This is a genomic window from Pseudomonas sp. ADAK2 (genome assembly GCF_012935755.1).
Lineage (GTDB): Bacteria > Pseudomonadota > Gammaproteobacteria > Pseudomonadales > Pseudomonadaceae > Aquipseudomonas.
In genome coordinates this window covers 4,408,783-4,431,663 of record NZ_CP052862.1, presented here as the reverse complement: position 1 = coordinate 4,431,663, position 22,881 = coordinate 4,408,783, and the positions used below count along the sequence as shown (strand labels likewise).

21 protein-coding genes are annotated in these 22,881 nt (G+C 60.3%); 9 read left to right on the top strand and 12 right to left on the bottom strand.

Translation table 11 applies throughout. The features are described 5' to 3' along the window. Positions 1–21: 21 nt before the first annotated feature. From HKK52_RS20305 to HKK52_RS20280, 6 genes are all read left to right on the top strand, one after another. Entirely contained in the window at positions 22–1,410 is a 1,389-nt protein-coding gene (locus tag HKK52_RS20305; RefSeq protein WP_169372305.1) for a M16 family metallopeptidase, read from the top strand. A gap of 312 nt (positions 1,411–1,722) precedes the next feature. Further along, complete coding sequence (locus HKK52_RS20300; protein ID WP_169372304.1) at positions 1,723–2,751, top strand: DUF5924 family protein; 1,029 nt, start codon at positions 1,723–1,725, stop codon at positions 2,749–2,751. 54 nt (positions 2,752–2,805) lie between these two features. Continuing rightward, the gene (locus HKK52_RS20295) at positions 2,806–3,954 is read left to right on the top strand and encodes an ABC transporter permease (protein ID WP_169372303.1); all 1,149 of its coding nucleotides are present in this window, start codon (positions 2,806–2,808) and stop codon (positions 3,952–3,954) included. Beyond that, positions 3,951–4,754 carry an ABC transporter ATP-binding protein gene (locus tag HKK52_RS20290; RefSeq protein WP_054048044.1) on the top strand — a complete coding sequence of 268 codons (804 nt, stop codon included), beginning with the start codon at positions 3,951–3,953 and terminating at the stop codon, positions 4,752–4,754. Before HKK52_RS20295 ends, HKK52_RS20290 begins: the two co-directional genes overlap by 4 nt. 1 nt (position 4,755) lies before the next feature. Further along, a complete protein-coding gene (locus HKK52_RS20285) occupies positions 4,756–5,694 on the top strand; it encodes an MlaD family protein (RefSeq protein WP_169372302.1) in 939 nt (312 codons plus the stop codon). Continuing rightward, positions 5,691–6,332 carry an ABC-type transport auxiliary lipoprotein family protein gene (locus HKK52_RS20280; RefSeq protein ID WP_169372301.1) on the top strand — a complete coding sequence of 214 codons (642 nt, stop codon included), beginning with the start codon at positions 5,691–5,693 and terminating at the stop codon, positions 6,330–6,332. The genes HKK52_RS20285 and HKK52_RS20280 overlap by 4 nt, the downstream gene beginning before the upstream one ends. Positions 6,333–6,470: 138 nt before the next feature. On the opposite strand, the gene HKK52_RS20275 is transcribed toward HKK52_RS20280, so the two are convergent. The 5 genes from HKK52_RS20275 to HKK52_RS20255 all read right to left on the bottom strand — a co-directional run bounded on the left by HKK52_RS20275 (position 6,471) and on the right by HKK52_RS20255 (position 10,960). Beyond that, positions 6,471–7,700, bottom strand: a complete 1,230-nt coding sequence (locus tag HKK52_RS20275; RefSeq protein ID WP_169372300.1) for a nucleoside recognition domain-containing protein — start codon at positions 7,698–7,700, stop codon at positions 6,471–6,473. A 210-nt stretch (positions 7,701–7,910) separates the two neighbouring features. Continuing rightward, positions 7,911–9,242 carry a glutamate/aspartate:proton symporter GltP gene (gene gltP / locus HKK52_RS20270; protein ID WP_169372299.1) on the bottom strand — a complete coding sequence of 444 codons (1,332 nt, stop codon included), beginning with the start codon at positions 9,240–9,242 and terminating at the stop codon, positions 7,911–7,913. A 701-nt stretch (positions 9,243–9,943) separates the two neighbouring features. After that, a complete protein-coding gene (locus HKK52_RS20265) occupies positions 9,944–10,408 on the bottom strand; it encodes an inhibitor of vertebrate lysozyme family protein (RefSeq protein ID WP_169372298.1) in 465 nt (154 codons plus the stop codon). Positions 10,409–10,410: 2 nt separating this feature from the next. Continuing rightward, on the bottom strand, positions 10,411–10,575 hold the full coding sequence (locus tag HKK52_RS20260) for a DUF1328 domain-containing protein (RefSeq protein ID WP_003177151.1): 165 nt from the start codon (positions 10,573–10,575) through the stop codon (positions 10,411–10,413). A 97-nt stretch (positions 10,576–10,672) separates the two neighbouring features. Then, entirely contained in the window at positions 10,673–10,960 is a 288-nt protein-coding gene (locus HKK52_RS20255) for a hypothetical protein (protein ID WP_123513275.1), read from the bottom strand. Positions 10,961–11,399: 439 nt separating this feature from the next. On the opposite strand from HKK52_RS20255, the gene algB reads away from it, so the two are divergent. Further along, entirely contained in the window at positions 11,400–12,746 is a 1,347-nt protein-coding gene (algB, locus tag HKK52_RS20250) for a sigma-54-dependent response regulator transcription factor AlgB (RefSeq protein ID WP_169372297.1), read from the top strand. Between the two features lie 10 nt (positions 12,747–12,756). Further along, complete coding sequence (locus HKK52_RS20245; protein ID WP_169372296.1) at positions 12,757–14,541, top strand: KinB sensor domain-containing domain; 1,785 nt, start codon at positions 12,757–12,759, stop codon at positions 14,539–14,541. A 7-nt stretch (positions 14,542–14,548) separates the two neighbouring features. On the opposite strand, the gene HKK52_RS20240 is transcribed toward HKK52_RS20245, so the two are convergent. From HKK52_RS20240 to HKK52_RS20210, 7 genes are all read right to left on the bottom strand, one after another. Beyond that, positions 14,549–16,162, bottom strand: a complete 1,614-nt coding sequence (locus tag HKK52_RS20240) for an EAL domain-containing protein (RefSeq protein WP_169372295.1) — start codon at positions 16,160–16,162, stop codon at positions 14,549–14,551. 76 nt (positions 16,163–16,238) lie between these two features. Next, positions 16,239–17,021 carry an N-acetylmuramoyl-L-alanine amidase gene (locus HKK52_RS20235; RefSeq protein WP_169372294.1) on the bottom strand — a complete coding sequence of 261 codons (783 nt, stop codon included), beginning with the start codon at positions 17,019–17,021 and terminating at the stop codon, positions 16,239–16,241. A gap of 103 nt (positions 17,022–17,124) precedes the next feature. Next, positions 17,125–19,191, bottom strand: coding sequence for a diguanylate cyclase (locus tag HKK52_RS20230; protein ID WP_169372293.1), 2,067 nt, complete (start codon positions 19,189–19,191; stop codon positions 17,125–17,127). Then, a complete protein-coding gene (locus HKK52_RS20225) occupies positions 19,188–20,066 on the bottom strand; it encodes an endonuclease/exonuclease/phosphatase family protein (RefSeq protein ID WP_169372292.1) in 879 nt (292 codons plus the stop codon). Before HKK52_RS20225 ends, HKK52_RS20230 begins: the two co-directional genes overlap by 4 nt. Before the next feature lie 14 nt (positions 20,067–20,080). Continuing rightward, complete coding sequence (locus HKK52_RS20220; protein ID WP_169372291.1) at positions 20,081–20,725, bottom strand: thiol:disulfide interchange protein DsbA/DsbL; 645 nt, start codon at positions 20,723–20,725, stop codon at positions 20,081–20,083. Between the two features lie 200 nt (positions 20,726–20,925). After that, complete coding sequence (locus tag HKK52_RS20215) at positions 20,926–21,537, bottom strand: c-type cytochrome (RefSeq protein ID WP_169372290.1); 612 nt, start codon at positions 21,535–21,537, stop codon at positions 20,926–20,928. 46 nt (positions 21,538–21,583) lie between these two features. Beyond that, a complete protein-coding gene (locus HKK52_RS20210; protein ID WP_169372289.1) occupies positions 21,584–21,874 on the bottom strand; it encodes a c-type cytochrome in 291 nt (96 codons plus the stop codon). Between the two features lie 191 nt (positions 21,875–22,065). On the opposite strand from HKK52_RS20210, the gene yihA reads away from it, so the two are divergent. Beyond that, the gene (gene yihA, locus HKK52_RS20205; protein ID WP_169372288.1) at positions 22,066–22,707 is read left to right on the top strand and encodes a ribosome biogenesis GTP-binding protein YihA/YsxC; all 642 of its coding nucleotides are present in this window, start codon (positions 22,066–22,068) and stop codon (positions 22,705–22,707) included. Positions 22,708–22,881: the final 174 nt, after the last annotated feature.

Below are 22,881 nucleotides of genomic sequence, written 5' to 3'. Positions count from 1 at the left end.
GGTTCAGCCTGGAAGCTTGTTATGCGTTGCCTGTTGTTCGCCTGTCTGTTGTTCGGTTCATTCCCCTCGTTCGCCCTGGATCGTTTCCAGGTCGAAGGCTATGCGCTGCCCAATGGTCTGCAATTGCTGCTAAAGCCTGGCAATGATCGTGGGCATGTAGCGATTCGTCTGGTGGTCGGGGTCGGCATCGATGACTTCAACTGCGATGACAAGGAACTGCCGCACCTGCTCGAACACTTGCTGTTCAGCGGCATCGACGCCAGCGGCGAAGGTGGTCTCGAGGAGCGCATGCAGGCCTTGGGCGGTGAGTGGAACGCCTTCACCAGTAACGCCGACACCACCTTCGTCATCGAAGCTCCGGCGAAAAACCAGCGCAAGGTCCTCGACCTGCTGCTGGCGCTGCTGACCCAGACCCGATTCGACGACAACGCGATCAACGCCGCCAAGCAAGTGGTCGAGCGCGAGGACGGCGGCCATTATTCGCACCTGCAGCGCTGGATGGATCGTCAGGACCTGGGCCACACCGCCAGTAATCAACTGGCCGTGGAACTGGGCCTCAAATGCCCCGAGCGGGCCGAAGTCGATAACCTGACCCGCGAACAACTGGATAAGGTGCGCAAAGCCTGGTACGCGCCCAATAACATGACACTGATCGTGGTCGGCGACCTCGACAAGTTGCTGCCGGCCTATCTGGAACGGGCCTGGGGCCCGCTCGAGGCGGTCGATCCTTCCGAGCATTTGCCGTTGCCGGACATCAAGACCAGCGCCGCCCATGAGCGCAGTCTGATTCACGGTTTTGTTGGCGGTGGCGCCAAGTTGCATTGGCTGGTGCCGGAACCGGTGCTGGAAGATATCCCCGATCAAACCTTCGACTTGCTCAAGGATTATCTGGACTGGGCGCTCTATCGCCAGATGCGCCTGGCCCATGGTTTGTCCTACGGCCCGTGGGCCGAGCGCGAATTGTTCGGCAGCGTCGGTTTCATGAGCCTGAATGCCGACCTTGAACGCGAAAACGTCGCCGAAGCCGAGCAAGTGCTGGAGGACATGAAGGCCGAGCTGCTCAAGAACGGCCTCGATGCCGAGACCTTCGACCGCCTCAAGCAGGCCGCCATCGCTCGCCAGTCCTGGGCCGTGCAAGGCAACAGCGCCCTGGCTGATTATTACTGGAGCGCATTGGGGGATTACGAGGATGGGCGTTTCACCAACCCGGCCAAGGAACTGCAAGGGGTGACGCTGGAAGAAGCGAACAAAGCCATGCGCGAGTTGCTGCTGCAACCGGGGTATTTGCGGATCGAGAAGCCGTTGATCAGTGATGATCAGTTGTTGTGGGCGTTGGGTGCGGTGTTTGGGTTGCTGGTGCTTGGGGTGCTGGGTTTGCGCACTTATCGCCGAGTGCCGCGACCCAAGTAGCAGCTGCCGAAGCCCGGGTACGGTTTGTAGCAGCTGCCGAGGCACGAGGCTGCGTTCGGCTGCGAAGCAGTCGTCAAACCTGAGCGCACGGTCTCCCAGAAACACCACGCCGCCTGATTTCACGACTGCTTCGCAGCCGAACGCAGCCTCGTGCCTCGGCAGCTGCTACAAGCCGAACGCGGCCTCGTGCCTCGGCAGCTGCTACGAGCCGAACGCAGCAGCTGCTACGAGGGCTAACGTCGCCTCTCGCCACACCGACTCGCCAGCGTTACCCTGTCGAGGATTTTTCCTACGACTAGTGTGAACCGCCGAATGCCTACCCTGCCCCTTATCGTCCAGCGCGGTCTTGAATTGATGAAGCGCTATCCGGGGGTCATTGCGCTCGGTGGTTTTATCTCCGGGGTCGGCAGTTTCATGCTGGTGGATCGCCAACAAGGCCTGGCGACCTGGATCACCACCATCATGCTGATCAGCTGGATCTGGCTGATGCTGGAAAACAGCCTCACCAAGCTGTTCGCCAAAGTCTTCAAACGCGAAATCCCCCAGCCGCTGCTGCGTTACGCCACGCAGATGATTCACCAGGAAAGCCTGTTTTTCGTCCTGCCCTTTTTCTTCATCACCACCACCTGGAACAGCGGCCAACTGTTCTTTACCGGATTGCTGAGTATCGCGGCGCTGATATCCATCACCGACCCGCTCTACTACAAATGGCTGGCCCCACGGCGCTGGGCGTTCCTGGCGCTGCACACCCTGACGCTGTTCGCCGCCCTGCTCACCGCCCTGCCCGTCATCCTGCACCTGACGACGTCCCAGAGCTTCAAGCTGGCCCTGGGCATCTCCGTCGTGCTGTCGTTCCCGAGCCTGGCGTCGATCTTCCCGATTCGCACCGTGCGTAACGCCTTGGCGATCCTGAGCATCACGCTGGGCATCGGCGCCCTCGGTTGGGTGCTGCGTTCGTGGGTGCCGCCGGCCACGTTGTGGATGACCGACGTCGCCATCAGCACGCAAATGCAGGACCGCACCCCCGGCGAAAGCCTGGACGAGGTCAGTGCCGAGCAAATTCGCGGCGGCGGGCTCTACGCCTACACCGCAATCAACGCCCCGCGCGGCTTGGATGAGCGGATTTATCACGTGTGGCAGTTCAACGGCAAAGAAGTCGACCGTATCCCGCTGGATATTCACGGCGGGCGCAAGGAAGGCTACCGGGCCTGGACCCACAAGCAGAACTTCCCCGGCAACCCGGCGGGTAAATGGCAGGTCCGGGTGTTGACCGAAGATGGCCAGGTGATCGGCGTCCTGCGCTTCGTGGTCACGGACAGCACACCGATCAAAGAAAAGTAATCCGGTTCGTGCTATTACGTAGTTCTGCGTAACAGCCGAACAAGCACGGAGCTTATGACCAGCAGCACATTGCCCGGCAGTGCCCAACTGGACACCTCCCACACCCCCGCACAATTGCGGGTCACGGGTGACTGGACGCTCGCCCATTACGCTGACCTCAAGCGCCTGGGCGACAAGCTGCGCGGCCAGTACGACGACAGCACTCACATCGACCTCAACGGCCTCGGCGCGCTCGACACCGCCGGCGCCTCGCTGCTGGTGGAGTTGCTTGGCTCCGAGCGCCTGGGCCGATCGGCTGAACACCCCGAATGCACAATCTCCAGTGCCGATCGCGCGTTGCTGCACACCGTCTACTGCTCGCTGACCGATTTCTGCGTACCGCTCAAGGAACAGGAAACCAGCACTGGCATTCAACTGCTGACCCGCATCGGTCGCGCCGTCGACACCGTCTGGCAAGACACCCTGCAACTGCTCGGCTTCGTCGGCCTGATCCTCGAAACCATCGCCCGTGGGCTGTTCCGGCCCAAGCGCTGGCGCATCACGCCGATGGTCGCGCACATCGAACAGACCGGCCTCGACGCGGCGCCCATCGTCGCCCTGCTGACCTTTCTGGTGGGCGCGGTGGTGGCGTTTCTCGGGGCGACGGTGCTGGCCAGTTTCGGCGCGAGTATTTTCACTGTCGACCTGGTGGCGTTCTCGTTCCTGCGCGAGTTCGGCGTGTTGCTGACCGCGATCCTGATGGCCGGCCGCACCGCCAGTGCGTTTACCGCGCAGATCGGCTCGATGAAGGCCAACGAAGAAATCGACGCGATCCGCACCTTGGGCCTCGATCCGATGGAATTGCTGGTGGTGCCGCGTGTATTGGCGCTGCTGGTGGCGCTGCCGATGCTGACCTTTCTGGCGATGATTTCCGGGATTATCGGCGGCGGCGTGGTCTGCGCCGTGTCGCTGGGGATTTCCCCTGCGATGTTCCTCTCGCTGCTGCAAACCGATATCGGCGTTCAACATTTTCTAGTGGGGATCGTCAAAGCGCCGATCTTCGCCTTCCTGATTGCCGCCATCGGCTGCCTGGAAGGCTTCAAGGTCAGCGGCAGCGCTGAATCCGTCGGCGCCCACACCACGTCCAGCGTGGTCCAGTCGATTTTCGTGGTGATCGTGCTTGATGCCGTGGCCGCGTTGTTTTTCATGGAGATGGGCTGGTGAGTCGTCTACCCCGAGCGCCCTCCGAGGCGGTGATTGAAGTGCGCGGGCTGTGCAATCGCTTCGGCAGCCAGAGCGTGCATGAGAACCTCGACCTCGATTTGTACAAGGGCGAAATCCTCGCAGTGGTCGGTGGCTCCGGCAGCGGCAAGTCAGTGTTGCTGCGCAGCATCGTTGGCTTGCGCCAGCCCAGCGAAGGGGTGGTGAAAGTGTTTGGCAAGAATCTGCCGACGCTGTCCGAACACGAACGCTCGATGGTTGAACGGCGCTTCGGCGTGCTGTTCCAGAAAGGCGCGCTGTTCTCGTCGCTAACCGTGACCGAGAACGTCGCCCTGCCCCTGATCGAACACGCCGGCCTCAGTCGCGCCGACGCCGAGCACCTGGCTGCAGTGAAACTGGCGTTGGCCGGGTTGCCGCTGTCGGCGGCGGACAAGTACCCGGCGTCCCTGTCCGGCGGCATGATCAAGCGCGCGGCGCTGGCCCGGGCCTTGGCGCTGGACCCGGACATCCTGTTTCTCGACGAACCCACCGCCGGCCTCGATCCGATTGGCGCCGCGGCTTTCGATCAACTGATCCTGACCCTGCGCGATGCCCTGGGCCTGAGCGTGTTTCTGGTGACCCACGACTTGGATACGCTTTACACCATCACCGACCGGGTGGCGGTGCTGGCGCAGAAGAAAGTGCTGGTGGCGGACGCCATCGACAAGGTCTCGGAAACCGACGACCCGTGGATTCACGAATACTTCCATGGCCCACGCGGCCGCGCGGCGCTGACAGCCGCTCAACAGCTTAACGAGGTCTGACATGGAAACCCGAGCCCATCACGTATTGATTGGCCTGTTCACCGTGATTGTGGTGGCGGGCGCCCTGCTCTTCGGTTTGTGGCTGGCCAAGTCCAGCGTCGATACCGAGTTCAAGGATTACGAAATCGTCTTCAACGAAGCGGTCAGCGGTCTGTCCAAGGGCAGCGCCGTGCAGTACAGCGGGATCAAGGTCGGTGACGTGGTGACCCTGCGCCTGGACCCGAAAGACCCGCGCCGGGTGTTGGCGCGGATTCGTTTGGGTGGCGATACGCCGATCAAGGAAGACACCCACGCGATCCTGGCGCTGACCGGGATCACCGGCACCTCGATCATCCAGCTCAGTGGCGGGACTCCGCAGAGTCCGAAACTCAAAGGCAAGGACGGTGAACTACCGACAATCATTGCATCGCCCTCGCCGATCGCCCGCCTGCTGAACGACAGTGGCGACTTGATGGCGGGTGTGAACATGCTGATGCACAACGCCAATCAGATGTTTTCTTCGGAGAATGTCGAGCGCATCAGCAAGACCCTTGAGCATCTGGAGCAAACCACCGGCACCATCGCCGACCAGCGTGGCGATATTCGTCAGGCCATGCAGCAACTGGCGTCGGTCGGCAAACAGGCCAACACCATGATGGAACAGACCTCGGCGCTGATGCGTAACGCCAATGGCTTGCTCAACGATCAGGGCAAGCAGATGTTCGGCAGTGCCGAGCAGGCGATGAAGTCGCTGGAACAGAGCAGCGCGACCATCAACACATTGCTGACGACCAATCAGGATTCCCTCAACAGCGGTATGCAGGGCCTCAATGGCCTGGCCCCGGCGGTGCGTGAACTGCGCGACACCCTGAGTTCGCTGCGGGCCATTTCCCAGCGCCTGGAAGCCAACCCCAGCGGTTACTTGCTGGGCAGCGACAAGAACAAGGAATTCACGCCATGAAGCTGACTCACCTCGCCCTCCTCGCCGGTTTTGCGCTGCTCAGTGCCTGCTCGATTTTGCCCAAGTCCGAGCCGTCGGATGTTTATCGTTTGCCCTCGGCGCAGAGCGGCGTGATGGGCAAATCCGGCGCGACGCAAGCGTGGTCGCTGCGTCTGGCCAAACCGCAGGCCAGCGAAATATTGAACAGCCCGAAAATCGCGGTGATCCCGCAGGGTGATGTGATCAGCAGCTACAAGGCTTCGCGCTGGAGCGATCCGGCGCCGGTGCTGCTGCGCAACCGCTTGCTTGATGGTTTCCAGCGCGATGGCCGGGTGACGTTGTTGAGCACCGACGACAGCAACTTCCAGGCAGATCTGGAGTTGGGCGGCAATCTGCAGGCGTTTCAGACCGAATATCAGGGCACTGCGGCCAGTGTGGTGATTCGTCTGGACGCGTTGCTGGTGCGCGGTTATGACCAGCGCATCCTCGCCAGTCGACGCTTCGAAGTGCGCCAGCCGCTAAACGATGTGCAAGTCCCGGCGGTAGTCACCGGGTTCGGCCAGGCCAGCGATCAACTGACCGCGCAAGTGGTGAACTGGGCGGTTGAGCAAGGGCAGAAAGCCGCGCCGCGCGTCAGGAATGCCGCCGATCCCCTGTAGCAGCTGGCGCAGCCTGCGTTCGGCTGCGAAGCAGTCGCTAAACCAGGCACCGCAATCCTCCTGATAGATCCGGGAGAATGAACTGACGACTGCTTCGCAGCCGAACGCAGGCTGCGCCAGCTGCTACAGGGATCTTTATTAACCAAAGAACCAATAACAAACCCCGATCGCACCAACCACCCCGGCAAACTCCGCCAGCAACGCACACCCCACCGCGTGCCGCGCCCGCTGGATCCCCACCGCGCCGAAGTACACCGCCAGCACGTAGAACGTGGTTTCGGTACTGCCCTGAATCGTCGCCGCCACCAGCGCCGGGAAGCTGTCGACCCCGGAAGTCTTCATGGTTTCGATCAGCATCGCCCGGGCGGCGCTGCCGGAGAACGGCTTGACCATCGCCGTCGGCAAGGCATCGACGAAGCGCGTGTCCCAACCGGCCCACTCCACCAGATGACGAATCCCGTCCAGCCCGAAGTCCAGCGCCCCGGACGCGCGCAATACGCCCACCGCACACAGCATCGCCACCAGGTACGGCAGTAGATTTTTCGCCACGTCGAAGCCTTCCTTCGCACCTTCGACGAACGCTTCGTAGACCTTCACTTTGCGTAGCGCGCCAATGATCAGGAACAGCATGATCAGGCCGAACAGCGTCAGGTTGCCGAGGATCGAGGACAGCCCCGCCAGTGCCGTGGCTGAGAGCGTCGCCAGCAGCGCCATGAAGCCACCCAGTGCCAAGGCACCGGGAATCAGATACGCAAGCACCACCGGGTCCCACAGGCGCAGGCGTTGCATGAACGCTACCGACAACAGGCCGACCAGGGTCGAGCAACTGGTGGCGAGCAGGATCGGCAGGAACACTAGCGTCGGGTCCGGCGCGCCTTGCTGGGCGCGGTACATGAAGATCGTCACCGGCAACAGGGTCAGGGACGAGGCGTTGAGCACCAGGAACAGGATCTGCGCGTTGCTGGCGACCGTGGCGCTGGGGTTGAGCTCCTGCAGCGCCTTCATGGCCTTGAGGCCGATCGGCGTCGCGGCATTGTCCAGGCCCAGGCCGTTGGCGGCGAAGTTGAGGGTGATCAGGCCGATGGCCGGGTGACCGGGCGGCACTTCCGGCATCAGGCGCAGGAACAACGGGCCGAGGGCCTTGGCCAGCCAGTCGACGATGCCGGCCTTCTCGGCAATCCGCAGAAAGCCCAGCCACAGGGTCAGGGTGCCGAACAGCAGGACCATGACCTCTACCGACAGCTTGGCCATGGCGAAGATGCTTTCCACCATCGCCGCGAAGATCCCGGCATTGCCGCCGATCAGCCACTGCGCCAGCGCCGACACGGCTGCGACGATGAAGAAGCCAAGCCACAGGCCATTGAGCATCAGTTAAATCCCCCGAAGAATGCGGCGAATGATAGCGGGGTCGCCAGAAACGACAAACCCCGGATTTCTCCGGGGTTTGTTTTGGCACTGCACTGATCCACTTACCCCCTGTAGGAGCGAGGCTTGCCCGCGAAGGCGGTGTGTCAGTCAACATAAATGTTGAATGTTCCAGCCTCTTCGCGGGCAAGCCTTACTCCTACAGGGGTGTCATCAGCTCTTGGAAACTTCACCCGCCGGCAATTTTTCCTTGCTGCGCCAGTGCGGCAGGGAGTTCCAGTAGCGCTCGCCCTTGGCATCGTCGTACATGCCTTCCCAGCGCGAGATAACCAGCACGGCCAGGGCATTGCCGATCACGTTCAGTGCGGTACGCGCCATGTCCATGATGCGGTCGACACCGGCGATGAACGCCAGGCCTTCCAGCGGAATACCGACGCTGCCCAGCGTGGCCAGCAACACCACGAACGACACGCCCGGTACACCGGCGATGCCTTTGGAGGTGACCATCAGCGTCAGCACCAGCAGCAATTGCTGGCTGATCGACAGGTCGATGCCGTAGAGCTGGGCAATGAAGATCGCCGCGATGCTCTGGTACAGGGTCGAACCGTCGAGGTTGAACGAGTAACCGGTCGGCACCACGAAACTGCAAATGGCTTTCGGCGCGCCGTAGGCTTCCATCTTCTCGATCACGCGCGGCAGCACGGTTTCGGAACTGGCGGTGGAGTAAGCCAGTACCAGCTCATCCTTGAAGATGCGCATCAGCTTGATCACCGAGAAGCCGAACAGCCTGGCGATCAGGCCCAGCACCACGAAGGCGAAGAAGGCGATGGCGAAGTAAACCAGCACCACCAGTTTGGCCAGTGGCAGCAAGGAAGCGAAACCGAAGTTGGCCACGGTCACCGCGATCAGGGCGAATACGCCGATCGGGGCGTAGTTCATGATCATGTGGGTGACTTTGAACATGCTCTCGGACACGCCCTGGAACATCTTCACCAGCGGCTCGCGCAGGTCCGATTGCAGGCTCGACAGACCGAGGCCGAACAACACGGAGAAGAAGATGATCGGCAGCATTTCGCCGCGGGCCATGGCCGCGAAGATGTTCGACGGGATCAGGTTGAGGATGGTTTCGATGAACGCGTGTTCATGCTGAACCTCGGCGGCCGTCGCCTGGTACTTGGAAATATCCACAGTACCCAGGGTGCTCATGTCGATGCCGGTGCCCGGATGGACCACGTTCGCCAGCACCAGACCGACCAGGATGGCGATGGTGGTAACGACTTCGAAGTAAAGGATGGTCTTGAGGCCGATGCGCCCGAGCTTCTTCGCATCACCCACGCCGGCAATACCGACCACCAGCGAGGAGATCACGATCGGGATCACGATCATCTTGATCAGACGGATAAAGATATCGCCCGCAGGTTGCAGGACGTTGCTGATCCACCAGGCTTTTTCGGCGCTGAAATGGTTGAGCAGCGCACCGATTGCTATCCCCAATACCAGACCGATGAGGATCTGCCAGGCGAGGCTAAGCTTTGCCTTCTTCATATCATTACCCTTACTTCAGTTGGACTCGGGCAGATGCGCGAACTGGAACGCTCAGTAGCGGAAAAGTTTGTGCATCTGCCCCCGTATAAGGTGCCCCGCGAGCACGTATTTACGGCTCTTCGGCAGGCGAAAAAAGGCGCAACTATTCCGATGCAAGGAAGCGACGTCTAATGCCGTAAACGCCTACCCTATGCCGAATCGGCATGAGCTTTTTTTTATGAAACTGACGTCCCAACCGGTTCGAATACGACATTTCGGCAGGCATAAGTGCCGTGAACCGGCCATTTCAGAGCAGGTTGGTTGTTTTTTAAACAGGTTGATTCAGGCAAAAACTTGGGAAATTTCCTACGTTTAGCGTCGAAAATTCATCGCAAGAAAGGCTTGGGTTTCTCGATATACGGTCGCGAAGAAACACCGCGAAACGGTTTTGCGGGGAATATGCAGCAGAGGGGAAACAACGGAGTGCTCTAGATCAACGTTTTGCACGTTGAAGCTCTTCGCAAGTCCGTCGAGCCGCTCGGGGCCGGCGAACTTGCGTCGCAGCTTTATTACCTGACCTGGCCCTTGCGCAAGCACTCCATGTGCCCGTAGGTCACTCCGACCCTGAAACAGTCAGAACGTCCCGACCCCTTGGTCATGCGCCTGCCTTCCTCGGGTGGCGCACTGGAAAGAAGCAAGGCTGCTTCTCTCGTGTTTCAAACTCAGTACCACTTAGGATCTTTTTTCAGTGTTTCCATCAAAAGATTCTGCATGCCTTCGTCAGGCTTCCCAAGGAAGCGGTAGTCGGCATGGCGCGTCGGTGACTTGTCGGCAGGCAGACCCGCTGGCACTTGCACCCACATCGCGTACGCATCTTTCTTGTCGAGACTGAATGCGAGGATCAAGCGATTGTTCAGGCAGGTGTCCTGTGCTTCACACAGTTGCCCGACCAAATACTTATCGCCGTCTTCAGTGACAGCATTCATTTGCTCGGATGTGCCGCTCAGGTTCATCACCCATTCCGGCAGACGCTCTTCCTTTTTAACGACTTTAGTCCACGTTTCACGGTACTGCGGGTCCGAGCTCAACAGCTCGTTGGCCCGCGCCTGGCCATCATTGGCCGCCATCGCCATGGCACTACCGCCCAGAAGCAGGGCGGCTGCCAGTGTCTTAAACAGAACGCTCATAGTCAGCCTCGACCACGACGGCCAAAGAAGAACGATGCAATGAACATCACCAGGAACACGACAAAGAGAATCTTGGCGATACCCGTGGCGGTGCCCGCGATACCACCGAAGCCCAATACGGCGGCGATGATGGCAATGATCAAGAATGTGATTGCCCAACTCAACATGGTGATTCTCCTTACGCTTCTATTTAGAAGTGGTGCTTATTAAAGGGTCATGCGTGTGGTGCTTTTCCCGGCGCAGCGATCGCGCCAAGTCCGGTGCTTAGAACACCCAACGTTCCTGACGGGGCATCTGATCCACAGGCTGGGCCTGGTCGACGTCCATCATTCGCATCGGGGCGCTGTCAGCGAGGTTGCTGCTGACGGCACTGAAGTGGGTCTGGGTGGCGTGTTGAATCGACAGGCGTGGCGCCTCTGGCTGCTGGCTCTGCTCCCAGCGGGCAAACTGCTGGCCGCCGATCAACGTGATCGAAAGGGCGAGCATGGCGAACAGGCCCTGCTGGATATGCAGTGGCGAGATACGCAGTTGCGCGGCACGTTGGCGATTCATCCTGTAGCTCCTCCACCTGGGTGGTCATCTTGTTGAGAGCGCTCATTCCGTGAATGCCCTGCGTTAACAAGACTATTGCAGCCTGCATGCCAGCTTTTCGTAAGAAAAAAATCTAATAAAATCAAATAGTTATGTTTGTGATGGAAATCGTTCCGCGCGCATCCTGCACGATGGACCTCTGGCGGTCGTGCGTAATGCACGAAAGATTCGCAGGAACTTTCAAAAATTTTGAATTGAGAGGAGGGCGTAGATGTCAGACGTTCACGTAGGCCATTGCCGAAATGCTGGTGTTTTTACAAAAAACTAATGAAATCAGGCTATTAGCGAAATGGTTAGTAGATATCTACCCCGCCGGCGCTGGAATAGACCAGAATCAACCATGCAACTTGCCCGATTTGTCCGGGACTAACCAAAATCATTCAGTAAGGAGCGTAGGAAAATGGAATCAGCCGCTGAGCATCAAGGCCGCATTCTGCTGGTAGACGACGAGTCCGCCATCCTTCGTACCTTCCGCTATTGCCTCGAAGACGAAGGCTATACCGTCGCCACCGCCAACAGTGCGGCCCAGGCTGATGCACTGTTGCAACGTCAGGTGTTTGATCTGTGCTTCCTGGATTTGCGCCTGGGCGAGGACAACGGCCTCGATGTACTGGCGCAGATGCGTATTCAGGCGCCGTGGATGCGCGTGGTGATTGTGACCGCACATTCCGCCGTCGATACCGCGGTCGATGCGATCCAGGCCGGCGCCGCCGACTACCTGGTCAAACCTTGCAGCCCGGATCAATTGCGTCTGGCCACCGCCAAGCAACTGGAAGTGCGTCAACTCTCGGCGCGCCTGGAAGCCCTGGAAGGTGAAGTGCGCAAGACCAAGGATGGCCTGGACTCCCACAGCCCGGCGATGAAGGTGGTGCTCGAAACCGCCCGGCAAGTGGCCGGCACCGATGCCAACATTCTGATTCTTGGTGAATCCGGGACCGGTAAAGGTGAACTGGCCCGGGCCATTCACGGCTGGAGCAAGCGCGAGAAGAAATCCTGCGTCACCATCAACTGCCCCTCGTTGACCGCAGAACTGATGGAAAGCGAACTGTTCGGCCACAGCCGCGGTGCTTTTACCGGCGCCAGTGAAAGCACTTTGGGTCGAGTCAATCAGGCGGATGGCGGCACGCTGTTTCTCGACGAGATCGGCGATTTTCCCCTGACATTGCAACCCAAGTTGCTCCGGTTCATTCAGGACAAGGAATACGAGCGGGTGGGCGATCCGGTGACCCGTCGCGCCGATGTGCGGATTCTCGCCGCGACCAACCTCAACCTTGAGGACATGGTGCGCGACGGTCGTTTCCGTGAGGATTTGCTCTATCGCCTGAACGTCATCACCTTGCACCTGCCGCCGTTGCGCGAGCGCAGCGAAGACATCCTCAATCTGGCGGATCGCTTCCTCGCGCGCTTCGTCAAGGAATATGCGCGTCCGGCCCGGGGCTTCAGCGATGAGGCACGGGAGGCGTTGCTCAGCTATCGATGGCCGGGCAACATCCGCGAGCTGCGTAACGTGGTGGAGCGGGCGAGCATCATCTGCCCGCAGGAGCGCGTCGAGATCAGTCACTTGGGCATGGCCGAACAACCGGCCAATAATTCGCCACGGGTGGGCGCCGCGTTGAGCCTGGATGAGCTGGAAAAAGCGCACATCGGCGCCGTACTGGCCACCGCCGGAACCCTGGACCAGGCGGCCAAGACCTTGGGCATCGATGCCTCGACCCTTTACCGCAAACGCAAGCAGTACAACCTGTGAGCGACATCCGATGAAACTGGCGATGAAGTTGCGGACCCGGCTGTTCCTGAGTATTTCCGCACTCATCACCGTGGCGCTGCTCGGGCTGTTGCTCGGGCTGGTCAGCGTGATGCAGATGGCCGGGAGCCAGGAGGCTTTGGTCCGCAACAACTTTGTCACCCTCGACCTGGGCCTCAAGCTGCGCCAGACCCTGGGCGATCAACTGATCATTATGCTCAGCGAGAAACCTGATCCCGCGGCATTCGAAGCCTCCAAGCAGCATTACTTTCAGTTGCTCGATGAAGGCATCGCCCATGAGGGCGAGGGCGCCCAGTTTGGTTTCAATCAAGCCAAGACGGATTACCTGAGTTTTCTCCAGGCGTTCAACGAATCCCGCGATCCGACCCACGTGTTGATTGGCAATGAAGCACTCACGGAAAAATTCAACACCCTGCGCAACGGCCTGATCGCCGAACACAAGCGCGCGCTGGACAACATCAACGATACCCAGCGCCAGGCCCGTGACCGGGCATTGTTGATCGCCGGCCTGCTCGGCTTGGTCGGGTTGGCGGTGCTGATCATCGGTTTCATCACGGCCCATGCGATAGCCCGGCGCTTCGGCGCGCCGATCGAGGCGTTGGCCCAGGCCGCGGACAATATTGGCCAGGGCAATTTCGAAGTGACGCTGCCGATTTCCTCGGCGGTGGAGATGAACCAGCTGACCAAGCGCTTCGGGATCATGGCCGAGGCGCTGCGTGAGCACCAGGCGACCAATGTCGACGAACTGCTGGCCGGCCAGCAACGCTTGCAGGCGGTGCTCGACAGTATCGACGACGGTTTGCTGATGATCGACCGCGCAGGCCAGCTGGAGCACCTTAACCCGGTAGCGCAGCGGCAATTGGGTTGGGACACCGATCGTCTTGGCCAGGGTTTGGGTACGGCGCTCGAACGTCCCGAGCTGGATGCGCAACTGCAACTGGTCTTGCGTGGCGGCACGCTGGAGCGGGCACCGGAAGACTTGGCGATCGAAGTCGACGGCGAGTCGCGGTTGTTGACCTACAGCCTGACCCCGGTCAGCCATATCCAAGGCCATATCCTCGGCGCGGTGATGGTGTTGCATGACGTCACCGAGCAGCGCGCATTCGAGCGGGTGCGCAGTGAGTTCGTGTTGCGCGCGTCCCATGAGTTGCGCACGCCGGTCACCGGAATGCACATGGCGTTCGGCCTGTTTCGCGAGCGGGCGAAATTTCCAGCGGATTCCCGCGAAGCGGACTTGCTGGATACCGTGAATGAAGAAATGCAGCGCTTGATGCAGTTGATCAACGACTTGCTGAACTTCTCCCGCTACCAGAACGGCTTGCAGAAACTCACGCTGGGGCCGTGCTCCATCGACGACTTGCTGGAGCAGGCTCAAGGCCGTTTTGCGGCGTCGGCCGCAGAGCGCGGCATTGATTTGCTGGTGGAAGTGCAGGGGCCTTTGCCGCGCTTGCAGGCCGATCAGGCGCAACTGGACCGCGTGCTCGACAACCTGATCGACAATGCCCTGCGCCATACCGCCGAGAACGGGCAGATCCGCTTGCAGGCCCGGCGCCATGGCGAGCGGGTGATTATCAGCGTCGAGGATAACGGCGAAGGCATTGCTTACGGTCAGCAGGGGCGGATTTTCGAGCCGTTCGTGCAGGTCGGGCGCAAAAAGGGCGGCGCCGGGCTGGGATTGGCGTTGTGCAAGGAGATCGTGCAATTGCACGGCGGGCGGATGGGCGTTTATTCGCGGCCGGGGCAGGGCACGCAGTTCTATATGGCGTTGGCGGTCTAAGGCGTTTTTACGCTTCGTCATCCAGGCGTCGGCCCGTTAGCCGGCGGCCACGGGTAATCAGCTCGATGAACTGCACCGCGCTCAGCGCATGGGCGAACAACCAGCCCTGCCCGAACTTCACCCCCTCGCTGCTCAGGAATGCCGCCTGGGCTTCATGCTCGATGCCCTCGGCGATCACCTTGAGTTGCAGGGCCTGGGCCATGTGAATGATGTGCGGGGCCACGCCACTGCTGGCAGCGTCATGGCCCAGGGCATCGATAAAGGCCTTGTCGATTTTCAGGCAATCCACCGGCAAGGTTTGCAGGTAGGCCAGGCTGCAATAGCCGGTGCCAAAATCGTCGATCAGCACCTGATGCCCGACATCGCGCAAGGCTTGCAGGTTTTCCCGGGCCACAACCACGTCGATCAAACCGCGCTCCGTCACTTCGAAGGCAATCTGCTTGGCAGCGACCCGGTGCAAGGTCAGCAGACGCGCCATGACTTGGCCGATACGCGGCACCATGACATCGCAGGCCGCCAGGTTGACCGAGATGTACAGCTGCGGATTGGCCCGTAGCAGTTGCCCCAGTTGCTCCAGCAGACGCTGCAGGACGAAGTCGGTCATCTGGCGAATCTGACCGGTGTTCTCTGCCATCGGGATAAACAGATCGGGGCTGGTCAGCGTGCCATCCGGCCTGCGCCAGCGCAGCAGGGCTTCAGCGCCAACGCAGTTGCGACTGTCGAGGTCGAAGATCGGTTGATACAACACCTGCAACTCGCCTCGGCGTATTGCGCCCTGCAGTTCGACGTCCAGCGACTGACGTTGGCGCACCAGCAGAAATACCAGGAAACCCACGATAATCCCCAGCGCCAGACTTGCTGGCAGGAGCCACCACCAGACCGCCGGCACATGCATGGCGGTGCGCGGAGTGATCAGTACCAACTGATATTCCGGATTATTGGTGGGCATGCGGTAAATCAGGCGGCTTTGAGTCACTTGCAGGGCATCGAGGCTTTTCGGCGGCCAGGGCTCCGTGGGCGGCCAGGCCTGCTCGACGCCCAGCACCGGGATTGCCCGCTTCCCGTTGTCGAGCACCACCAGAAGGCTGCTACCGGGAGAGAGGTCGACCATGTCGGTCAGGTGCCCGCGAGAAGTCGCCACCCGGAAATTGCCGCGACTGAGCATCAGCGCGGCGCGGTTCTCATCGGGTTCGGTGGTGGTGTTCAGCCAATAGCTGTAGACGGGGCCTTTGATGTCCGACGGCCGAATCATCGATAACCCTTCCTGGCGAGGGCGGTTGGAGCAAATCCGGGTGGAATCCATATAGGCGGCTTCGTAGACGAAGCGATAACTGAAGCTGATCTGCTGCAAGGTGGCGATCATTTCATCGTTGCAACTTCGCAGCGGTTGGGCTTCCAGATCATCAAGGCTTTCGCGCAGTTGCCCGAACATCTGCTCAAGACGGGCGAGGAAGCGCTCGCCCTGGGCGTTCATTTCCCGGCTTTCGTTCTGCTCGACTTGATGCATCGCGATAAACAGACTGCCGGCCATCAGCAGGGTGGCACTCAGGGCAGCCGCTAACATCGCCAAAAACAACGGGCGATAGAACCAACTACGCAACCTCTCTCGAGCAGCAGGCATATTGGAAGATCCCAAGAATTACCAATGAGTTATAGCTGCTGATTGAGAAAAAGCGCTGACCGTCGGGCGGGCGTCATTATTTTGTCTGATTCAATACCAGCAGCATGGCAGCGGTTTGCGCATCCGGCATGCCGTCGAAGCGAGAAGGGCGGTAGTGCATCTGGAAGGCCGCCAACACATGGCGTGTCGCCACATCCAGTTCGCCGGTTTGCGGCGTCGCGTAACCCAGGCGCGCCAGTTGCTCCTGGAACCAGCCGATGCTCGGCAGCTCTACCTCGAATTGCACTTGCCGACGGGCGACGGCCTGCTCGTTTGGCCAGATGCCCAGGCCTTCGGCGGCCAAGCGCTTCCAGGGAAACAACGGACCCGGATCCAGCTTGCGCAGCGGGGCGATGTCGCTATGACCGATGATGTGCCGGGGGCTGATGCCATTGCGTTTGCTGATGTCCTTGAGCAGGACGATCAAGGATTGGACCTGGGCTTCGCTGTAGGGGTACCAGAAGCGACCGCCGGTCGGCATGTCGCGGAAGCCCGGATTGACGATTTCGATGCCGATGGAGCTTGAGTTCAGCCACGTCCGGCCTTGCCATTCGCTTTCCCCGGCGTGCCAGGCGCGCAAATTCTCATCCACCAGTTTGTAGATGGTCGCGCCGTTATCGTCACCGATCAGGTAGTGGCTGCTGACCTCGCCATGGGTCAACAGCTGCAGCGAACGCTCCAGCGAGGCGGAGGTGTAATGCACCACCACAAACTGCACGCGGCTGTCGAAGTTGGCGGAAGGGTGACTGGTATCGAAGCGCGGACCGCTGGCACAACCGGCCAGCAGCAGAAGCGACAGAGCGAGGGCAAGATATTTCATGGCAGAAGGCAATACACGCAGGACTGTAATGCAACAGTGTAACGTAATGCCTTGCGCCACGAAGGCCGAAGAGCCACTTTAAACAAAATGGAACAATTGGCGCTTAGCCCAGTTCCACTCGGTTACGCCCGGCATTTTTGGCCCGATAGAGCGCCTGATCGGCTCTTTTAAGCACCATATCGCTATGTTCCCCAGGTTTGAACGCGGTCAGTCCCATGGAAATAGTGATGGTTACGCGCTCGCCCTTGAAGTGAAAAGGGCAGGCTTCGATCGATGCACGCAGGATTTCCAGCAGTTTTGCGCCGGCTGTCGGTACAGTCGCAGGCATTAACAGCACGAACTCTTCACCGCCGAAGCGAGCAATGAAATCCGAACCGCGCAGGCGTTTGCGCAGCACGCTGGCGATGATTTTCAGCACCTTGTCACCCGCCAAGTGGCCGTAGTTATCATTGATGCGTTTGAAGTGGTCGAGGTCGAGCATGGCCAGCATCAGCGTATTGCCGTGCTGCTGCCATTCGCCGATTTCGTGCTCCAGCCGTTCGCTCCAGGCGGCGCGATTGGGCAGGCCGGTCAGTGGGTCGATCAGAGCTTTTTGCCGTTGTTCTTCAAGGTGCTCACGGTAGCCCAGCGCCTCTTGCTCCATGTGCGCGACCCGTTCGGCGAGGCCATGCAGGCGCGCAGCGACTTCCTGCTCGCGTTCATCGCGCTGCTTCTGATGCTGGTCCATGGTGCCCAGCAGGCCTTCGAGATGGTTTTCCAGTACGTGCTTGAGGTCTTCCAGGTCTGCGGCGTCCTGCATGCTGGTTTGCAAACCGTCAACCTGCTCGCGGATCTGCGTGTCCATCTCGCGCGCGGCGGAGCGGTTATCGGCATGACCGTCGCTGGCGGCTTGCAGGTTGCTCTGGAACGACTCGAGGCGCTCGTTGAGTTGCTGCAAGTACGCTTCGAACTCATGCTGGCCGCTGTCGGTAATCGCCAGCATCAGGGTCGCCAGATCGTCGAGAATCGGCAGCAACTCATACCAGTTCAGGCCATTTTGCAGGCGTTCGCGCATTGCTTCGGCTTGCGGGCGATGGCGTTCCGGTAGCGTCAAGTCGTCGAGCAAGCCCAGCAGCGTCTCTTCGATGTGCGTGGCAACGGAACTGTAGGACGGCTCCGGTGAGTCCGGCAATGCATAGAGGATGTCTTGCTCGGGGTGTTCAGGATCGATGGCGGCCAGTGCTTGAGCCATTGCGGCAGGCAGGGGCAGGCTGTCGAGGAATACCGGTGTTTCGGGAGTGGCCGCCGGGGTCAGTTCGTCCGGATTGAAGGCCGGCTGAACCTGGGCGGCAGGGGCGATGATCGGTGGCGCTGGCTCTTCAGGCCGTTCAGGCTCTGGCTGCGGTACTGGCGGTTGGGCGCGGACTACTTGCGGCTCCAGAACCGGTGGGACAAATGCCACGATATCGGGCGCCGGTAGTGTCTGCGGCGTTGGCGGTTCCGCTATGACGGCGGCGGTGGGTGCGACTGGGGCTATCGACGGCACCGGCTGCGGCACATCAGCGACGGGAGCGACATCGGCCTTGGGCTGTGTCGGTTCCGCGATGGGGGCTGAAACCGGCGCCTGCACTGTGGGGGCAGCGACCTGCGGCGCTGCTTCCTCCACGTCCCGACTGCCGAACAGCCGCTGGAGCAAACCCGGGCGGCCAGGTTCGGCAGGGTTCTCCAATTGGTTCAGGGCCTTGCCCTGCAAGCCGCTCAGTTCGCTGAGCAGCAGAGGAATCTCGCGAGCCTGACCGACGCGCCCGTCCAGTTGCTTGGCAAAGGTCTTGAGCGGCCGGCTGACTTCCCGGGGGAGCGGCAATGCCTGGAGTTGCGAGACCAGCGCGTTGAGTGCCGCGCTGACTTGGTCGGCCCGGGTTTCGCGACGCTGCTCGGAGTCTAGAACGGCTTTTTCCAGGCGTGGCAGCAGTGCGGCGAGGCCGGCATCCATGTCATCGGTGCGCACCACTTCGCGCATTTCCTTCATGCACAGGTCAACGGCGCGGTCGGTGCCCTCGGCCGCCAGGGTGCTGCGTACCAACCCGCGACGCAACAGGTCGAGTCGGGCGTCCCAGCGACGCTCGAGTTTTTCCTGTTGTTCGATGCTTTTGAGGTACTTCTCTTTCCAGCGTTGTGCTTCGTCGCTCATTCATGGGATCCGCGAGGGGCAGGACTCAACGCGGGGAATGCATCGGCCGTGAGCGAACCCGGCAAACGAATCTCTACCGCGACCGGCAGGTGATCGGAAATCGGTTGTGCCAGCACTTCGACTCTTTCCAGGGTCAGCGTCGGGCTGAGCAGAATGTGGTCCAGGCAGCGCTGCGGGCGCCAGCTGGGGAACGTCGCTTCCAGTTGCGGCGCCAGCAGGCCGAGGTCGCGCAACGGGGAGTTTTGCAGCAAGTCGCTGGCGTGGGTGTTCATGTCACCCATCAGCACCTGGTGTTTGTAGCCACCGATCAATTCGCGGATGTAGGCCAGTTGCAGGCTGCGCACACGGGCGCCGAGGGCCAGGTGCATCATCACGACGATCAACGCCTCCGGACCTTCGCCGAAGCGCACCAGGATCGCCCCGCGGCCTTTGGGCCCCGGTAGCGGGTGATCTTCAATCGCCCATGGGCGCAGGCGGCTGAGCACGCCATTGCTGTGCTGGCCGAGGCGACCGAGGTTGCGATTGAGTTGTTGATACCAGTAGGGGAAGGCCCCGAGTTGGGCCAGGTGTTCGACTTGATTGACGTAGCCTGATCGCAGGCTGCCGCCATCGGCTTCCTGCAAGGCGACCAGATCGAAGTCGCCCAGCAGATTGCCGATCTTTTGCAGGTTGTCGGCGCGCCCGGTGTGCGGCAACAGGTGTTGCCAGCCGCGGGTCAGGTAGTGCCGATAGCGCTCGGTACTGATGCCAACCTGGATGTTGAAGCTGAGCAGACGCAAACGGCTGTCTGCGGGCAGGCCCGTCGATTCCAGGTGATGCGAGTTGACCCGCGCTTCATGCAGGCCAACGACGCGTTCAGTACCCCAGCGGCGCATGGCAGGGGCCGCGCTTAGTTGGCGGCAGCCTTGTTAGCCGCTCGCTCTTGGTCGACCAGTTTGTCGGCCAGTTTCAGGGCTTGTTCGGCACCGCCGGCAGAGCCCACGTCAAAGCGATATTTGCCGTTGACGATCATGGTTGGAACGCCGGAGATCTCATACTTCTTCGCCAGCTCTTTGGCTTTGACGATTTGACCTTTGATGGCGAAGGAATTGAAGGTGGCCAGGAACTTGTCTTTGTCGACGCCCTGAGTGGCCAGGAATTCCGCCATGTCTGCTGGATCAGTCAGCTTCTTGTGTTCTTTCTGGATCGCTTCGAACACGGCCGAATGCACCTTGCTCTCGACACCCATGGCTTCCAGGGTCAGGAACATTTGCCCGTGAGCATCCCAAGGGCCGCCGAACATGGCAGGGATGCGGACGAAGTTCACGTCAGAAGGCAGTTTTTCAACCCATGGATTGATTACTGGCTCGAATGCGTAGCAATGCGGGCAACCGTACCAGAACAGCTCCACCACTTCGATCTTGCCAGGGACAGCGACGGGAACCGCGTTGGCGAGTTCGACATAAGGTGCTGCAGGTGCTTCGGCGGCCTGGACCGCGTTCATGCCGAACAGGCTGGCAGCGACGAGTGCGGCGCTGATGATCAGATTACGCATGCTTTACTCCTGGACAATTTGGGTCGCCTCGCGCGACCTGTTTTCAGACAGATCCTGGCGGGCTTGAGTTCTGTAGTGTAACGGCAGCAGCCACAAAAAAGGGCGGCCTAAGCCACCCTTTTTATACTTGCTGCGACGGATTAATAGAGCGTTAACGTTGCTGGAGATGTCCGCCCAGCGTAACGCTCGATCCGCAGGCCCTAGTGCAGGCCCTGGATGTAGCTGGAGACCGCGGCGATATCTTCGTCGCTCAGCCGTTTGGCGATGGTCTGCATGGTCTTGGTGTCGCCATCGTTGGCGCGGCCGCCTTCTTCCTTGCGGAAGTCGGTCAGTTGCTTGGCAATGTATTGAGCGTGCTGGCCACCTAGGTGCGGGAAGCCGGCGGCGGCGTTGCCTGCGCCATTTGGCGAATGGCAGCCGGTGCAGGCTGGCAGGCCCTTGGCCAGGTCACCACCGCGGAACAGTGCTTCACCGCGAGCCACGACTTTAGGGTCGGCGGCGCCAACGCTGCCTTTCTGGCTGGCGAAGTAGGCGGCGATATCGGCCAGGTCCTGATCGCTCAGGTTGGTCAGCAGGCCGGTCATTTCCAGTACCGTGCGTTTGCCGGACTTGATGTCGTGCAACTGCTTGTTCAGATAACGCTCGCCCTGACCTGCCAGTTTCGGAAAGTTAGGCGCCATGCTGTTGCCATCCGGGCCATGACAGGCGCCACACACTGCGGCTTTCGCCTGGCCAGCGGTTGCATCACCTGCAGCATGGGCAATGCCGGAGATCCCCACGGTCAACAGCAGACTCACGATCAATTTGTTCATCAGCTAATCCAACTACGGCTAAGGGTTAAAGAGTTATGGGCCGGGTTTACTCGCTCATCCAGTGGATGATGGCTTGGTAATCCTCGGCACTGCAGTCCATGCACAAACCACGCGGCGGCATCGCCTTGAAACCCTGGGTTACGTGTTGCACCAGCGTCTCCATACCTTTCGCCAACCTCGGCGTCCAAGCTTCCTGATCGCCCTTCTGAGGCGCCGAAGGTAGTTGGCCGGAATGACAGGCACCACAAACACGGTTGTACACAGCTTCCGGATCCTGTGTAGCCTGAGCGCTGTAAAGCGGCATCAAGACACCGGCAGCTAGCAGCCATTTCGTCATAAAACGACCTTTTCAGGGTAGAGAGCGTTCTGCGTTCTAGTGCGCAATCAAGGTCTTTCGCTCTCGTGAACTTCATCCTACGCTGGGACAAAGCGCACACAAAATCTGCGGCATTATATACTGGCGCCACTGAAACGGAAACGACACTGCTCGCCGCGTCCATTCCCGGCGCCGCCCACATCGGAAATCCCATGCAACTCAAGAACCCCATCCTCGGCCTGTGCCAACAGTCCACCTTCATGCTCAGCGCTGCCAAAGTCGACCAATGTCCGGACGACGAGGGCTTTGAAGTAGCCTTCGCCGGGCGTTCCAACGCCGGTAAATCCAGCGCGCTGAACACCCTGACTCACGCCAGCCTGGCGCGGACCTCGAAAACGCCGGGTCGCACGCAGTTGTTGAACTTCTTCAAGCTAGACGATGATCGGCGTCTGGTCGACCTTCCGGGCTACGGTTACGCAAAAGTACCTATCCCGTTGAAGCTGCACTGGCAGCGTCACCTGGAAGCTTATCTGGGCGGTCGCGAGAGTTTGAAAGGTCTGATCCTGATGATGGACATCCGTCATCCAATGACCGACTTCGACTTGCTGATGCTCGATTGGGCAGTCGCCAGCGGCATGCCGATGCACATTTTGCTGACCAAAGCCGACAAGTTGACCTACGGCGCAGCGAAAAACGTCCTGCTCAAGGTTCAGGCCGACATTCGCAAGGGTTGGGGTGACGCGATCAGCATCCAGTTGTTCTCGGCGCCAAAACGCCTGGGCCTGGAAGACGCCTACACTGTATTGGCAGGTTGGATGGAATTGGCGGACAAGGGCACTGAGATTGCCGAGTAAGGCTTTCCTGCAGGCAAAAAAAACCCCGGACTTCTTATGGGGAGGGGGAAGTTCCGGGGTTCAAGCTCCGGACCGCTAGGGCGGGGTCCAGATTTATCTGCCAACACTTAACACAACATAGGAGCATCGAAGGGCTTCACCAGCCATTCAGTAACTCTGAGTGGCGATTCACGA

Excerpts from the sequence above, each read along its gene's own strand:
- HKK52_RS20305 (WP_169372305.1), top strand. The coding sequence starts at position 22 with ATGCGTTGCCTGTTGTTCGCCTGTCTGTTGTTCGGTTCATTCCCCTCG.
- HKK52_RS20300 (WP_169372304.1), top strand. The coding sequence starts at position 1,723 with ATGCCTACCCTGCCCCTTATCGTCCAGCGCGGTCTTGAATTGATGAAG.
- HKK52_RS20295 (WP_169372303.1), top strand. The coding sequence starts at position 2,806 with ATGACCAGCAGCACATTGCCCGGCAGTGCCCAACTGGACACCTCCCAC.
- HKK52_RS20285 (WP_169372302.1), top strand. The coding sequence starts at position 4,756 with ATGGAAACCCGAGCCCATCACGTATTGATTGGCCTGTTCACCGTGATT.
- HKK52_RS20280 (WP_169372301.1), top strand. The coding sequence starts at position 5,691 with ATGAAGCTGACTCACCTCGCCCTCCTCGCCGGTTTTGCGCTGCTCAGT.
- HKK52_RS20275 (WP_169372300.1), bottom strand. The coding sequence starts at position 7,700 with ATGCTCAATGGCCTGTGGCTTGGCTTCTTCATCGTCGCAGCCGTGTCG.
- gltP (WP_169372299.1), bottom strand. The coding sequence starts at position 9,242 with ATGAAGAAGGCAAAGCTTAGCCTCGCCTGGCAGATCCTCATCGGTCTG.
- HKK52_RS20265 (WP_169372298.1), bottom strand. The coding sequence starts at position 10,408 with ATGAGCGTTCTGTTTAAGACACTGGCAGCCGCCCTGCTTCTGGGCGGT.
- HKK52_RS20260 (WP_003177151.1), bottom strand. The coding sequence starts at position 10,575 with ATGTTGAGTTGGGCAATCACATTCTTGATCATTGCCATCATCGCCGCC.
- HKK52_RS20255 (WP_123513275.1), bottom strand. The coding sequence starts at position 10,960 with ATGAATCGCCAACGTGCCGCGCAACTGCGTATCTCGCCACTGCATATC.
- algB (WP_169372297.1), top strand. The coding sequence starts at position 11,400 with ATGGAATCAGCCGCTGAGCATCAAGGCCGCATTCTGCTGGTAGACGAC.
- HKK52_RS20245 (WP_169372296.1), top strand. The coding sequence starts at position 12,757 with ATGAAACTGGCGATGAAGTTGCGGACCCGGCTGTTCCTGAGTATTTCC.
- HKK52_RS20240 (WP_169372295.1), bottom strand. The coding sequence starts at position 16,162 with ATGCCTGCTGCTCGAGAGAGGTTGCGTAGTTGGTTCTATCGCCCGTTG.
- HKK52_RS20235 (WP_169372294.1), bottom strand. The coding sequence starts at position 17,021 with ATGAAATATCTTGCCCTCGCTCTGTCGCTTCTGCTGCTGGCCGGTTGT.
- HKK52_RS20230 (WP_169372293.1), bottom strand. The coding sequence starts at position 19,191 with ATGAGCGACGAAGCACAACGCTGGAAAGAGAAGTACCTCAAAAGCATC.
- HKK52_RS20225 (WP_169372292.1), bottom strand. The coding sequence starts at position 20,066 with ATGCGCCGCTGGGGTACTGAACGCGTCGTTGGCCTGCATGAAGCGCGG.
- HKK52_RS20220 (WP_169372291.1), bottom strand. The coding sequence starts at position 20,725 with ATGCGTAATCTGATCATCAGCGCCGCACTCGTCGCTGCCAGCCTGTTC.
- HKK52_RS20215 (WP_169372290.1), bottom strand. The coding sequence starts at position 21,537 with ATGAACAAATTGATCGTGAGTCTGCTGTTGACCGTGGGGATCTCCGGC.
- HKK52_RS20210 (WP_169372289.1), bottom strand. The coding sequence starts at position 21,874 with ATGACGAAATGGCTGCTAGCTGCCGGTGTCTTGATGCCGCTTTACAGC.
- yihA (WP_169372288.1), top strand. The coding sequence starts at position 22,066 with ATGCAACTCAAGAACCCCATCCTCGGCCTGTGCCAACAGTCCACCTTC.